This window comes from Pseudomonas mercuritolerans (assembly GCF_025706525.1).
In the GTDB taxonomy this organism is placed as follows: Bacteria; Pseudomonadota; Gammaproteobacteria; order Pseudomonadales; family Pseudomonadaceae; genus Aquipseudomonas; species Aquipseudomonas mercuritolerans.
This window is the reverse complement of the sequence record NZ_JAMSHA010000003.1, coordinates 272,817-286,404: the sequence shown is the minus strand read 5'-3', so window position 1 is coordinate 286,404 and position 13,588 is coordinate 272,817. Positions and strand designations below refer to the sequence as shown.

16 protein-coding genes are annotated in these 13,588 nt (G+C 59.7%); 7 read left to right on the top strand and 9 right to left on the bottom strand.

Annotated features, from left to right (window positions below):
- Positions 1-9: 9 nt before the first annotated feature.
- The gene (locus tag ND528_RS09750; RefSeq protein WP_130910008.1) at positions 10-918 is read right to left on the bottom strand and encodes a MurR/RpiR family transcriptional regulator; all 909 of its coding nucleotides are present in this window, start codon (positions 916-918) and stop codon (positions 10-12) included.
- A 406-nt stretch (positions 919-1,324) separates the two neighbouring features.
- Between ND528_RS09750 and ND528_RS09745 the strand changes: the two genes are divergently transcribed.
- The 3 genes from ND528_RS09745 (at position 1,325) to ND528_RS09735 (ending at position 3,875) form a co-directional block, all read left to right on the top strand.
- Positions 1,325-1,729, top strand: a complete 405-nt coding sequence (locus ND528_RS09745) for a TraR/DksA family transcriptional regulator (protein WP_016775095.1) — start codon at positions 1,325-1,327, stop codon at positions 1,727-1,729.
- A 228-nt stretch (positions 1,730-1,957) separates the two neighbouring features.
- Entirely contained in the window at positions 1,958-3,562 is a 1,605-nt protein-coding gene (locus ND528_RS09740; RefSeq protein WP_263470207.1) for a methyl-accepting chemotaxis protein, read from the top strand.
- Between the two features lie 109 nt (positions 3,563-3,671).
- Positions 3,672-3,875 carry a hypothetical protein gene (locus ND528_RS09735; RefSeq protein WP_130910010.1) on the top strand — a complete coding sequence of 68 codons (204 nt, stop codon included), beginning with the start codon at positions 3,672-3,674 and terminating at the stop codon, positions 3,873-3,875.
- 6 nt (positions 3,876-3,881) lie between these two features.
- On the opposite strand, the gene ND528_RS09730 is transcribed toward ND528_RS09735, so the two are convergent.
- Both ND528_RS09730 and ND528_RS09725 read right to left on the bottom strand, forming a co-directional pair.
- Positions 3,882-4,121: a DUF2789 family protein gene (locus ND528_RS09730; protein ID WP_130910011.1), complete on the bottom strand. Its 240-nt coding sequence runs from the start codon at positions 4,119-4,121 to the stop codon at positions 3,882-3,884.
- A gap of 49 nt (positions 4,122-4,170) precedes the next feature.
- Complete coding sequence (locus tag ND528_RS09725; RefSeq protein ID WP_408005032.1) at positions 4,171-4,383, bottom strand: hypothetical protein; 213 nt, start codon at positions 4,381-4,383, stop codon at positions 4,171-4,173.
- A 459-nt stretch (positions 4,384-4,842) separates the two neighbouring features.
- Here ND528_RS09725 and ND528_RS09720 point away from each other — a divergent pair, with 459 nt between their 5' ends.
- The 4 genes from ND528_RS09720 (at position 4,843) to ND528_RS09705 (ending at position 7,184) form a co-directional block, all read left to right on the top strand.
- The gene (locus ND528_RS09720; RefSeq protein WP_130910234.1) at positions 4,843-5,313 is read left to right on the top strand and encodes a hypothetical protein; all 471 of its coding nucleotides are present in this window, start codon (positions 4,843-4,845) and stop codon (positions 5,311-5,313) included.
- Positions 5,310-5,507: a hypothetical protein gene (locus ND528_RS09715; protein ID WP_137214924.1), complete on the top strand. Its 198-nt coding sequence runs from the start codon at positions 5,310-5,312 to the stop codon at positions 5,505-5,507. Before ND528_RS09720 ends, ND528_RS09715 begins: the two co-directional genes overlap by 4 nt.
- Before the next feature lie 127 nt (positions 5,508-5,634).
- Complete coding sequence (locus ND528_RS09710; protein WP_130910236.1) at positions 5,635-6,651, top strand: ABC transporter substrate-binding protein; 1,017 nt, start codon at positions 5,635-5,637, stop codon at positions 6,649-6,651.
- Positions 6,652-6,743: 92 nt separating this feature from the next.
- Positions 6,744-7,184 carry a DUF3995 domain-containing protein gene (locus ND528_RS09705; protein ID WP_130910237.1) on the top strand — a complete coding sequence of 147 codons (441 nt, stop codon included), beginning with the start codon at positions 6,744-6,746 and terminating at the stop codon, positions 7,182-7,184.
- Positions 7,185-7,298: 114 nt separating this feature from the next.
- Here ND528_RS09705 and ND528_RS09700 read toward each other — a convergent pair whose 3' ends face one another.
- The 6 genes from ND528_RS09700 to ND528_RS09675 are packed head-to-tail and all read right to left on the bottom strand — an operon-like array spanning position 7,299 to position 13,356.
- Positions 7,299-7,661, bottom strand: coding sequence for a Na+/H+ antiporter subunit G (locus ND528_RS09700; protein ID WP_041480808.1), 363 nt, complete (start codon positions 7,659-7,661; stop codon positions 7,299-7,301).
- On the bottom strand, positions 7,658-7,936 hold the full coding sequence (locus ND528_RS09695) for a K+/H+ antiporter subunit F (protein WP_071172757.1): 279 nt from the start codon (positions 7,934-7,936) through the stop codon (positions 7,658-7,660). Before ND528_RS09695 ends, ND528_RS09700 begins: the two co-directional genes overlap by 4 nt.
- Positions 7,933-8,421, bottom strand: coding sequence for a Na+/H+ antiporter subunit E (locus ND528_RS09690; RefSeq protein ID WP_137214925.1), 489 nt, complete (start codon positions 8,419-8,421; stop codon positions 7,933-7,935). The genes ND528_RS09695 and ND528_RS09690 overlap by 4 nt, the downstream gene beginning before the upstream one ends.
- Positions 8,418-10,097, bottom strand: a complete 1,680-nt coding sequence (locus ND528_RS09685) for a monovalent cation/H+ antiporter subunit D (protein ID WP_130910239.1) — start codon at positions 10,095-10,097, stop codon at positions 8,418-8,420. Before ND528_RS09685 ends, ND528_RS09690 begins: the two co-directional genes overlap by 4 nt.
- Positions 10,094-10,438, bottom strand: a complete 345-nt coding sequence (locus ND528_RS09680; RefSeq protein ID WP_016775082.1) for a Na+/H+ antiporter subunit C — start codon at positions 10,436-10,438, stop codon at positions 10,094-10,096. Before ND528_RS09680 ends, ND528_RS09685 begins: the two co-directional genes overlap by 4 nt.
- The gene (locus tag ND528_RS09675) at positions 10,438-13,356 is read right to left on the bottom strand and encodes a monovalent cation/H+ antiporter subunit A (RefSeq protein WP_263470206.1); all 2,919 of its coding nucleotides are present in this window, start codon (positions 13,354-13,356) and stop codon (positions 10,438-10,440) included. Before ND528_RS09675 ends, ND528_RS09680 begins: the two co-directional genes overlap by 1 nt.
- Positions 13,357-13,588: the final 232 nt, after the last annotated feature.

Sequence of the window (13,588 nt, the reverse complement as noted above, 5' to 3'; positions counted from 1 at the left end):
AGGCAATTGTCAGTCGTCGAATCCGGCCTGCTCGTGAATTTCATCGACGTTCAAGCCCAGCCGATACGCCACTGCCACAAACAGCGCCTGGCACAAACACAGCGTTGCACTGAGCGAACGAAAGGCCAGCGCACTGCCTTCATTGACCAGCAACACGCTATTGGCAAGTTTTGCCAGTGGCGAAAGAGGGCTGTCGGTGATGATCAGGGCATTGGCGTTCTGCTGCCGGGCGAAGCGCAGGCAGTGTTGGGTTTCCTTGGCGTAGGGCACGAAGCTGATGGCGATCACCAGATCGTTGGCGCGCACGCTGCGCATTTGCTCGCGATAGCTGCCGCCGATGCCGGAAACGAGATGAATGCGCTTCTGCGTGTGTTGCAGGTTGTAAACCAGATAGTCGGCGACGGCGAACGAACGGCGGACCCCGACAACATAAATGTCGTCGGCATTGACGATGAGATCGACGGCTTTATCGAAAGCAGCCTCGTCGAGTTCGCGGCCCAAGCGTTCGATGCCCGAGAGCGTTGCATCAATGCACTCGCGGGCGAGTTCGCCGTTGTTGGCGGTCTGCGAGTTGTTGGCGATCATGCTGCGGATGCGTTGCTGATAGTTTTGCGCTGGCGTGGCTTTGTGCGTCCAGGCCTGGCGGAACAGCGCCTGCATCTCGCTGAAGCCGCTGAACCCGAAACGTTGCGAGAAACGCACAATGGCTGACGGATGCACTTCGCACTCGCGGGCGATGTCGCTGATGCGCTCGACCATGATTCGCTCGCTCTGTTGGCTGATGTAGCTGGCCACGCGTTTGAGCTGGCGCGGCAGGGCGTCATACTCTTCGCTGATCATTTGCAGCAGGCGCTCGGCGTTGACCGGCGCGCTGGCGAAGGAAATTTCGGCTGTGGCCGGCAGAGCGGGGCGGGGCATGGGCAGCATCCTTCAGGCGAGTTGAGCACGCGGTGGGCCTGATAATAGAAGGGCTGCGTAAGCTCTGCCGGGCTGAAACGATGCACCTTGCGAGAATAATCCCGGCTGTCGCTGGCGGGTTGGTTAGCCGTTTGTCTTCTATATACAGCCGCTCGACTGAATTTCTTGCTATAAACGCACTCCGATGGCCGTGTGAAGCGTGTGTCAGAGCAGTTTCCAGGTCCTGTCGGACAAATTCCCTGTATTTACAGTTGCTGAGGTCTTGATCGGGCCTTAGACTGCCGCCCCTCGTAAATTGAGTGCCGGGTGGCGTTTGCAATAAAACGATGCCTTTTCGACGGCCCGACACGGTTCGCCGAAACGCTCCCTTATTCGCCTTAATGCACGTTTTTTTATAGAGATATCAATGACAAAGGACAAGTTGCTGGCTATGCCGGCAGATGACTACATGAATGCAGAGCAACACGCTTTCTTCACTGAGCTGTTGCAGAACATGAAAGTCGAAACCCACGAGCGCATTGAGCAAAACCGTATCGCCATCGAAAGCCTGGACACCCCGGCTGACCCGGCGGACGCGGCTTCGGTTGAAGAAGAGCGCACCTGGCTGGTCAACGCGATCGATCGCGACCAGCGCATGCTGCCGCAATTGGAACAAGCTCTTGAGCGCATCAAGGACGACAGCTTTGGCTGGTGCGACGACAGCGGCGAGGCCATTGGCCTGAAACGCCTGCTGATCAGCCCGACCACCAAGTACTGCATCGAAGCTCAAGAGCGTCACGAGCAGATCGACAAGCACCAGCGTCAGGCCTGATTCTGTGGGGTGACCCCTTCAACAGGGGCACCTTGAAAAGATCGCAGCCTTCGGCAGCTCCCACATGGGGTTGCTGAAGGCTGCGATCTTTGTTTTTGCTTGCCTGCGATTTTTCCCCGTCGTTCCATTGACCTGCCACCGACCCCACGACTAACGGACCATGGATAATGGCGTTGTAGTGGCGTTTAATGCAGTCACAACAATGAGAACAAACGTGGGGTGATCAAGATGACGAGAGATGGATCTCTGGTTGCGGCGCTGCCTGCACCAGTGCTTTCGCCGAAAAACCGCTGGATCGCGCCGACCCTGCAAAGCGTCGCCCTGATGCTGTTGCTGGCCGGCATGGCCATGGCCGAGTGGTCGCTGTACATCGGCATGCCGCTGGCAGTGTTGATTGTCTGGCTGCCGCGCCTGCGCTCGCGCAATGCTCCTGCTGCTGCCCCGGTCGATAGTGCGAGCGCATTGTCCGCACTGACTCGCGATCTTTCCTATACCACCAGCCACAACGCACTGTCTGCGGCCGGCGTGGCGTTCTCGGTCAAAGCGCTCGCAGGCAAACTTGAATCGCAACTCGACGCGGCGGCGCAGATCGTCAGCAACGCCGAGGTGATGATCGCCACCGAACAGGCGACTTCACAGCTCAGTCGCGATGCGCTGGATTCCGCCAGCCAAGCGCATCACAGCAGCGCGGCGGGGCGCAGCGAACTGCTCGACTCGATTGCGCGCATGCAGCAACTCAGTCAACGCGCCAACGCCAGTCGCGAATTGATCGAGGCCTTGAGTGTGCGCAGCGACGATATCCAGCGCGTGACACTGGTAATTCAATCGATTGCCAGCCAGACCAATTTGTTGGCGTTGAACGCTGCGATTGAAGCCGCCCGGGCCGGCGAGCACGGTCGCGGTTTCGCTGTGGTCGCCGATGAGGTGCGCGGACTGGCCGCGCGTACGGCGGCGGCCACGGGTGAGGTCGGTGAGATGGTCGCTGACATTCAGCAGCGCACCGCGCAAGTGGTGGCGCAGATTCGCGAGCTGTCGAGCGATCTGCACGCTGGTGTCGAACAGGTCGAACACACCGGTCAGCATCTGGAAAACATCGCGCGTCTGGCGGCCGGCGTAGAAACTCAGGTCAGCGAGATTGCCCGAGGCGCGCAGACCAATCGCGAGCAGCTTGACGCGCTGTTCATCGCCATCGAGCAAATGCGCAGCGATCTGGCAATCAGCGATCAGCAGACCCGCCGTCTCGCCGAGGCCGCGGTGCAGATGGAAGGGCAGGCGGAAACCATTAGCGAGCGCCTGGCCGAGGTCGGCCTGGATGACTATCACCAACGTATCTACGACTTGGCCCGTGAAGGTGCGAGCCAGATTGCCGCGCGTTTCGAAGCGGATGTCGAGCAGGGACGGATCAGCCTCGATGATTTGTTCGACCGGACATACCAGCCGATCCCCGCAACCCAGCCAGCCAAATTCCAGACCCGGTTCGATCGATATACCGATCAGGTACTGCCAGCGATTCAAGAGCCTTTATTGTTACGACATGAGGGGTTGGTATTCGCAATCGCTTGCACGCAGCAGGGTTATGTGCCGACGCATAATCAGGCATTCAGCAAACCGTTGACCGGTGATGTGCAGGTCGACACGGTGAATAACCGCACCAAACGCAAATTCGCCGACCGCACCGGCATCCGCTGCGGCAGCCATCAACAACCAGTGCTGCTGCAGACTTACACGCGCGACACCGGTGAGCTGATGCATGATCTATCGGTGCCGATCATGATCAAGGGACGACACTGGGGCGGTTTGCGTCTGGGCTACAAACCTGAGAATCCGCGCTGAGATTGTTACCGTTGGCGCAATGAATCTGTGCACGGGGGTTGCTGTTTCCTCTCGAAGGAAAGCATTAACCTGACGACTTAGTTAGGTAGCTAATTATTTCGGAGGGCACATGCAGTGCAGGGTAGACGTGGCAGTGATGATCGGCAGCGGGGTCCCGGCCGGAATGCGCGCGATGGGGCGCAGTGTGTGCTGGGTGGTTTTGCTCAACGGTGAGCGACGCGGCACAGCCTTCGCCAGTCGCGATGAAGCGGAGGAGTGCAAGGCTGCCTGGCTCGACCAACTTAACATCGAGCCCGGCGACAGCCTGCACTGATCGTACTTACTTGCCGCGATGCAGGCGCACATTCAGCTCATCGACAATTACCGCTTCTTCGCCGTCCGCACGCAGCCACTCTTTAAGCAGTTGCGCTTGTTGAGGCGTCCAGAAATCGGCATCGATCAGCTTGGTGTCAGAGTCCAGCGGATGGGCTTCGACAAAGTCATTGATCGACGCTTCATCGGACGGCAGGCCCAACTGATCGAAAAGGGTGGTCAGGTTAAGCTCGGTTGGCAGTTCCATCATCTACTCCTGGGTCGGTGCCGGTACGGCTTGTACGTTCACTCCCTTATCAGAGGCAGCCGTTGGCGTGGAGTTCGATTTTTGATTCCAGCGAACGGGCGAGGGCGCACGCTTCGTTGTGATTGCCGCGGAAACCTCTGACACGTCCCGTGGATATCTCCTTGATGTGAAAGAACGCGATGCCCGCCGGCACCACCTGAAAATGCGGGGTTCGGTGATTGTTAGAAGATGTCGGAAGGTGATCCAGGCTGGCAACCTGCATTGTCAGAGGTGTGTTGATTCGCGCCTCAGGCGACGTGGCAAAATGAGTCAAAGTGCACATGTGAAGTCCTTTTCATCAGTCGGCCGGGATTTAACGGCCGTTGCGGGTAGTCGTAATGAGCATCGCTGCTCTAGAATCGCCAGTACCTGTTGACGACCGGGCTTATCTAAAGCAATTTTTCGCCAGCGATATGTCGGAAAAATGCTTTTTTTCGTGAGAAATTTCCCTAAAGTTCGTAGTCAGATTTGCTCCAGTCGCACTTGAGGTTTTTTCCTTCAAGGTTTGGCGATTTCAGAGCGGGTTTCATCAATGACAATCCAGTAGTCTACGAACCTCGCGATTCAAGAGCGCTTTGCTCGCTTCGGGTTTTTGAGTGTTTTTGCAGTTTCATCGGCATTGCCGTTTCTTTGCCGTGCGCGTTTTTCCGCGGCACGGTTTTTCAAATGTGGGGATGTTTCTTTGGCAGTCAGTAACCTCGATATGCATGCTTTGTTCGTGCTGGGTGATTTGCGTGCAAAGCTGGTCAAGCAATTTCAATCACGTTTTGTTTACATCACCGAGCAAAACGCAGAAGGCATTTACATCGCCGAAATCGATACCGAAAGTGCATTGGTGGTCGATGACAAACCGGGGCTCAAACTGAAGGTTGGCGACCATTTCATTGCGTCCGTTCTGCCCAGCCGCGAAGGCGGCAAGATGGACATTCGTTTTCGCGACATCAAACTGACGGTCTACGGCTTGGGCGACTACGCCTTCGTCAGTACGGCCGATGGTCACGCGATCCTGTTCAAGGAAGGCCATAACGTGGTGACCGTGTTCGCCGCCAATGAGCAACTGCAGGAAGGCCTGACCAAAACCTTGAAGGCCGTCACCGCCAAGGCTGCCAAATGGCGCAAGGGCGAATTGGTGACCTTCAAGGCCAGCGAGTGAAGCGCGCAGACTTTCATTCGCAAAATCTCGACAGCGCACGCGCCGAAGCGCAGCGTTTGTTCGCCCGCAAGGCTGAACTGCAAGGAGCCTGGCTTGGTTGGGTTGCGTCGCAGATCTATGCGTTGCAACCGGCGGCTTACGCCAGCATGGTCAGACGTGAGCTGCAAAGCCTGCAGGAAAATTCTGAAACGTAGCCCCGTGCGCAGCAAACCCCGGAAAAAGCAGGAACCTCGGCTAAAGTCAGTTGACTGAGTTATTCAGAGGCTTGCGCTCCCGTCAGGCCAGACTTGCCATGGCTGTGAACAGCACGAGGTGCAATGCATGAACGGATTTCGACGGTTACTGGCCGCCAGCGTGGCCACCTTCGGTTTGCTGACGTCAGCGCAATCGCTGCAGGCGGCACAGGCGCCGATCCACTTTGCCGACCTGAACTGGGAAAGCGGCAGCCTGATCACCGAGGTGCTGCGGGTGATCGTCGAGAAAGGCTACGGCTTGCCGACCGATACGTTGCCGGGTACCACCATTACCCTTGAAACCGCCCTGGCCAACAATGACATCCAGGTGATTGGAGAGGAGTGGGCCGGGCGCAGTCCGGTCTGGGTCAAGGCCGAAGCCGAGGGCAAGGTCGTCGGTCTGGGCGATACGGTAAAGGGTGCCACTGAAGGCTGGTGGGTGCCGGAATACGTAATCAAGGGCGACCCGGCCAAAGGCATCAAGCCGCTGGCGCCGGATCTGCGCAGTGTCACTGATCTGAAGAAATACAAGGACGTGTTCAAGGACCCGGAAAGCCCGGGCAAAGGGCGTTTCCTCAACAGCCCGATCGGCTGGACGTCGGAAGTGGTCAACAAGCAGAAGCTGACGGCGTATGGCTTGCAGGACGACTACACCAACTTCCGCAGCGGCTCGGGTGCAGCGCTGGATGCCGAGATCAGCTCTTCGATTCGTCGCGGCAAACCAGTGCTGTTCTATTACTGGTCGCCGACGCCACTGCTTGGCAAATTCAAACTGGTGCAACTGGAAGAGCCGCCGTTCGATGCCGAGGCGTGGAAGACGCTGACCGACGCCGATAACCCCAATCCAAAGCCCACCCGATCGCTGGCATCCAAGCTGTCGATTGGCGTGTCTACGCCGTTTCAAAAGCAGAACCCGCAAATTGCCGAGTTCTTCAGCAAGGTCGATTTTCCCATCGAGCCGCTGAACAAGGCACTGGCGGAGATGAGTGACAAGCACACCGCGCCTCGTGAGGCGGCGGTCGCGTTCATGAAAGCGCATCCGGATGTGTGGCAGGCGTGGCTGCCCAGGGATGTGGCTGACAAGGTGACGGCTGATCTGAAATAACGCGGTTAACGCAGTGCACCGCCGACCGGTCGTGCACGGCCAAAAAATCCGACTACGATGGTTTGTTCAAATCCCTTTGAAGGATTTCAACCATGACCTTTGTGTTGGCTCAATGGCTGGTGACTGTGTTCGCAGCGATCGGCCTGATGCATGTGTATTGGGCGTTGGGTGGGCAATGGGCGGCTGCGGTGGTGGTGCCGCAGGTGCCGGTGTCGGGCTTCGTCGCCACGGTCCGCCCGGCCTTCAAGCCCTCAGGCTGGGTGACGCTGGCAGTCGCCGCTGCGCTGCTGGTGATTGCAGCGCTGGTTTGCATGCGGGTCGGTTGGGGCGTGCCGGCGGTGCAGCATAAGGCACTGCAATGGGTGATCAGTGCAATTGCGTTGCTGATGTTCGCCCGAGCGATCGGAGATTCGAATCTGGTCGGATTTTTCAAGGAAGTGAAGGATTCGCGATTCGCGCGGCTGGATACCTGGGTGTACTCGCCGTTGTGTGCGCTGCTGGGGGCGGGGTTGTTGGCAGTAGCGTGGGTTTGAGCCGATCCGGAATTGGCGATGCCCCGACTGGCCTCTTTGCGAGCAGGCTCGCTCCCACAATGGAGGGCGCGTTCCTACTGTAGCGATGGCGCCATCACAGGCGCCACAAAATCATCAGTTACCACTTTCAGTCTGACGACTGCTCACCTCGGCCGGCACATCATCCCCGGCCATCCGCTTGCGGAACAACGCCGCCCGCGCCAGCAGCAGGGTGGTCACCGGCACGGTGATAGCCAACAGAACCGGAATCAGCCAGGCATGCACCACCGGCCCGGACTTCAGCGCTGAAAAACAGATGATCGAGGCCAACGCCACGCACCAGGCCCCAATCGTCGAGGCCAGCGCCGGAGGATGCATGCGCTGGAAGTAATCCTTCATGCGTAGCAATCCGGTTGCACCCAGCAGGGTAAACACGCCGCTGAGCACCAGCAGCACCGCCACCGGAATCTCGACCCACAAAGACAATTCGGCATTCATTCGATCACCTCGCCACGCAGCAGGAATTTCGCCAGGGCAAACGAGCCGACGAAGCCGAACAGCGCGATCAGCAGCGCCGCTTCGAAGTAGGTGTCACTGGCGTAACGGATGCCCAGGGTCAGCATCATCAACATCGCGACGATGTACAGATAATCCAGCGCCAGTACCCGATCCTGTGCTGACGGGCCTTTGAACAGGCGCACCAGGGTCAGTGCCATTGCCAGGCAGTACAGAAACAGCGTCAGCAGAATCGCATTCGACAGCAATGGGCTCATTCGAAAATCTCCATCAACGGTCGCTCGTAAGTGCTTTTGAAGTGCTCGATGAACTGCGCTTCGTCGTGCAGGTCCCAGACGTGCAGCAACAGAACGCTGCGGTCCAGCGCCAGTTCCGACCATACGGTGCCGGGCACCACGGTGCAGATCATCGCCAGTGCCGCAAGGCCGTGGGCATCACGCAAGTCCAGAGGCACCTTGATAAAGCACGAGCTGGGCGGACGACGCCCGGCGTTGAGTACGCCCCAGGCGACGACCAGGTTGGACATGATGACGTCGCGGCCGACCAGGAAAAACAGGCGCAAGATGGCGATGGGGTTGCGAATGCGCGCACGTTTCGGCCGCAATTTGCGCATCATCAGCGGCGCGGCGAAGCCCAGCGCGGCGCCGAGCAGCAGGTTGCCCGGGCTGACCGACAGGTTCAGGGTCAGCCACAGAATCCACAGGGCCAGCGATAACCACGGAGCCGGAAACAGTCGATTCATGGCTGCACCTCGAGCATGTCGGCTCTGGCTTGCGGGCTCGGCACCGCACGAGTACCGAGAACTGCGAGCACATATTGCTGCGGATTGTTCAGGGCATCGGCCGTGGCCTGGGTGTAGCGCAGCAGCGGCTCAGCCTTGAACGTCAAGACAATGCTCAGCCCGAGCAGGAGGAAAATCGGCGCGCACTCAAGCTTGCGCAGCAACGGCGACGGGCGCTCTTCGGGCGTCCAGAAGCGCTGGATACCGAGGCGCGAGAAAGCCATGAGGGAGGCCAGACCGGTCAGGATCAACAGCGCCAGCAATCCCCATGTGCCGGGAGGCAGCGGCGCCGCAGTGCCAAGTCCCAGCGGGTTGAGCAATGCCCCGATCAGGCTGAGCTTGCCGATAAATCCGGACAGCGGTGGCATGCCGATGATCAAAAGTGCGCAGGCGATAAAGCTCAAGCCCAGGAAGGCCATCGTCCATGGTATGACCTGGCCGACCACGGCTTTCTGTTCGTCGTCGAGGTTGATGCCCTTGGGCGGTTGCAGCGATTCCTGCGGGCGCGGCAGCAGTTCGCTTTCGTCTTCAAGCGGAATTTCGTTGGCCGAGCGCGAGCGCTCGATCAGTTCGGCGAGCATGAACAATGCACTCAGCGCCAGGGTCGAGCTGACCAGATAGAACAGCGCAGCGCCGACCAGGTTGGGCTGAGCGAAACCGATCGCCGAGAGCAGGATGCCCGCCGACACCAGGATGCTCAGGCTGGCCATGCGCTCCAGGCGTTGCGCGGCGATAATCGCCAGCCCTGCGCAAGCCATGGTCGCCATGCCGCCGTAGATCAGCCAGTCGCCGCCGAAGAATGCCGAGGCGCCGGCCTGACCGGAAAACAACAGGGTCCACAGTCGCAGCAGGGTGTAGACGCCGACCTTGGTCATGATCGCAAACATCGCCGCCACTGGCGCGCTTGCCGAGGAATAGGCGGGCACCAGCCAGAAGTTCAGCGGCCACATCCCAGCTTTGGCCAGAAACGCTACCGCAAGAATCCCCGCGCCAGCGTGCAGCAGACCACGATCGGCTTCCGGCACCAGCGGGATCTTCATCGCCAGATCGGCCATGTTCAGCGTGCCGGTCACTCCATAGATCAACGCAGCGCCGATCAGGAACAGTGACGAGGCCAGCAGGTTGATCGAAATGTAATGCAACCCCGACGACACCCGCGCTCGGCCCGAACCATGCAGCAACAGACCGTAGGACGCGGCGAGCAACACTTCGAAGAACACGAACAGGTTGAACAGATCCGCCGTCAGGAACGCGCCATACAGGCCCATCAACTGAATCTGGAACAGTGCGTGGAAACTCGACCCGGCGCCGTCCCAGCGGGCCATGGCAAACAGCAACGCGCTGACGCCGATGACGCCGGTCAGCACCAGCATCAGTGCCGACAGGCGATCAACCACCAGAACGATGCCGAACGGTGCCTGCCAGTTGCCCGGCAGGTACACACCGATGGATCCCGGCACGCCGGTGGTCTGCGTCCATTGCAGCAGCATCACTGAAATGAACAGGCCGAGGAGGCTGGAGAACAGATTGATTTTCGCCTTCAGCGGCCGGTGCTTCTCGCCGAGCATCAGCATGATCGCAGCCGTCAGCAGCGGCAGCAGGATCGGTGCAGCGATCAGGTGAGTCATCGCCATCATTCTTTAGGCTCCCGGCCGTCGACGTGGTCGGTGCCGGTCAAGCCGCGCGAGGCGAGCAATACGACGAGAAACAGCGCGGTCATGGCGAAGCTGATGACGATCGCCGTCAGTACCAGCGCCTGGGGCAGCGGGTCGGTGTAATGCAGCAAGTCCTGGGTCACGCCGTCCTTGATCACCGGCTCTTTGCCGATGAACAGGCTGCCCATGCTGAAAATGAAAAGATTGACCGCGTACGACAACAGGCACAGGCCCATTACGACCTGAAAGGTTCGCGGCCGCAGGATCAGCCAGACCCCGGACGCGGCAAGAATGCCGATGGCGATTGCGATGACTTCTTCCATCAGACGGCTCCTTTGCTGGCGACGGACTTGGGCAGCGATGCAGTCTTGTGACCACGCACCGATTGGTGGGCGAGGGCGGTGAGGATCAACAACGTCGATCCGACCACCACGGCGTACACGCCGATGTCGAAGAACAGCGCACTGGCGATATGGATATCGCCGAGCAACGGCACGCTGATGTGCCAGGTGTGAGTGGTCAGGAACGGATAGCCGACCAGCATCGCACCGAGACCGGTGGCGGTGGCGAACAACAGTCCGGTGCCCATCCAGCGCAATGGGCGCAAGCTCATTTGTGCCTCGACCCACTGCGTGCCGGCAACCATGTATTGCAGGATGAACGCCACCGACATCACCAGCCCGGCGACAAAACCGCCGCCCGGTTGATTGTGGCCGCGCATGAACAGGTAGAACGACACCACCAGCGCGACAGGCAGCAGCAGGCGCACCAGTACCGCCGGCACCATCATGAAGCCGAGCGCGGTGTCGCTGGCCGAACGCGGGTTGACCAGATCGGTGACCACGTCCGGTGCCAGCAGACGTTGCTGCGCTGGCAATTGCAGGCTTTCCTTCGGCGGGCGGAAGCGGCGCAGCAGGGCGAATACCGTCAACGCTACGGCGACCAGCACGGTGATTTCGCCGAGAGTGTCGAAGCCTCGGAAATCCACCAGCATCACGTTGACTACGTTGCTGCCGCCGCCCTCGGGCAGGGCGCGGCTGAGGTAGAACGAGGAGATGTGGTTCGGCGTCTGCCGGGTGAGCATGGCGTAGGACAACAGCGCCATACCCGCACCAACGGCGATCGACAGCAGCAAGTCGCGCAGACGACGAATGCGCGCCTTGCGCAGGCTGCTTGGCAGCGGCGAGACTTCCTCGATGCGTCGCGGCAACCAGCGCAGGCCGAGCAGGATCAACACCGTGGTCACCACTTCTACCGCCAATTGCGTCAGTGCCAGATCCGGCGCGGAGAACCAGACGAAGGTCACGCAGGTCATCAGGCCACAGACGCTGACCATGGTCAGGGCAGCCAGACGGTGATACTTCGCCTGCCAGGCGGCGCCGAGCGCACAGGCGATCGCCAGCAGCCACAGGGTCACGAAGACGATGGAACCAGGGATCTTCGGCCGGTCGCCCCAGGTCAGGGTGCTGTGCAGCATCGGGATCAGGCCGGCGAGCACGGCGGCCAATACCATCAGAAACAGCTGCATCTGCAAGCGCTTGGTGCCCAGTCGCCGCTCGACGCGCCGGGCGAGGCGCATCATCACGACCAGACTGCGCTCGAACAAACGCTTGCCGTTGAAGCGGCCCACCAGCGGCGGGTACTTGAAACGGCCCAGTTTGAACTGCTTGCGCAGCAGCAGATAGAGGAGGATGCCGCCGGACATGGCGATCAGGCTCATGATCATCGGCGCGTTCAAGCCGTGCCAGATGGCCAGGCTGTATTCCGGCAACTCCCCGCCAACTACGGGCAGCGCGGCAGCAGCGAGCAGTGGCCCGACGATCTGCGCCGGGAAAATCCCCACCAGCAGACAGGTGAATACCAGCAACTCGACGGGTGCGCGCATCCAGCGTGGCGGTTCGTGCGGGGTGTGCGGCAGATCAGTAGCAGTGGGGCCGAAGAACACGTCAACGGTGAAGCGCAGGGAGTAGGCGACGCTGAACATGCCAGCGATGGTCGCGACGATCGGCAGACTGGTTTCGACCCACGCCGTGGCGTTGATGAACACGGTTTCGGCGAAGAACATCTCCTTCGACAGGAAACCGTTGAGCAGCGGCACGCCGGCCATTGAGGCGCTGGCGACCATGGCCAGTGTTGCCGTATAGGGAACCAGCTTGATCAGGCCGCTGAGTTTGCGAATGTCACGGGTACCGCTTTCGTGGTCAATGATGCCGGCGGCCATGAACAGCGAAGCTTTGAACGTCGCGTGATTGAGAATGTGAAACACCGCCGCCACCGCGGCCAGTGAACTGTTCAGGCCCAAAAGCAAAGTGATCAGACCGAGATGGCTGATGGTCGAGTAGGCCAGCAAGCCTTTGAGATCGTTCTGGAACATCGCGCAGTACGCGCCGAGCAACAGCGTACAGGCGCCCGCTCCGCTGACGATGTAGAACCATTCCTCACTGCCGGACAGCGACGGCCACAGACGTGCCAAAAGGAAAACCCCGGCCTTGACCATGGTCGCCGAGTGCAGATAGGCCGAGACGGGCGTCGGTGCCGCCATGGCGTGAGGCAGCCAGAAGTGAAACGGGAATTGCGCGCTTTTGCTCAGCGCGCCGATCAGGATGAGTGGCAAAAGAACAGGGTAGAGGGCATGTGCGCGAATCAGATCGCCGGCGGCCAGGACCTTGTCCAGGTCATAGCTGCCAACGACATGGCCGAGGATCATGACCCCCGCCAGCAGACATAATCCGCCGGCACCGGTGACCATCAGCGCCATATAAGCACCGCGCCGCGCATCGGCGCGGTGGTGCCAGTAGCCGATCAGCAGGAACGAGAAGAGGCTGGTCAGCTCCCAGAAAAACACGATCTGAATCAGATTGCCGGAGATCACCAGGCCAAGCATGGCGCCCATGAATGCCAGGAAAAACGCGAAGAAGCGTGGCACCGGGTCGTCCGGCGACATGTAATAACGGGCATATAAAGAGACAAGTGTGCCGATGCCGAGCACCAGCATCGAGAACAGCCAGGCGAAGCCGTCCATGCGCAGAACGAAGTTCAGCCCAAGGCTGGGCAACCACATGAATTCTTCGCGGATTACGCCACCGTGGGCGATTTGCGGGTACAGCATTGCGACCTGAACGGTGCCGATCAGAGCGACCAGACCCGCCAGCAGCGATTCGGCATTACGCGCATTGTGCGGCAGCACTGCTGCCAGACAGCTGCCGATGAACGGCAGAAGCAGTAGAACTATCAGGGACATAGGCTTCTAATCTGCGGAAGTTTGTGAAGCATCATACGTGCCAGCTCCCTGATCACCAAACGCGAGGATGTCTCAGAATCCTACAAAGTAGTCTGGAATTTTGTGTTTGGCGCTGTTTCAGGGGCAACGAAGGTGCGGCGCATTCGCGAGCAGGCTCGCTCCCACACTGGAATGCATTTTCAAAATGTGGGAGCGAGCCTGCTCGCAAAAGCATGGGTGCAGCCGAAGAGAT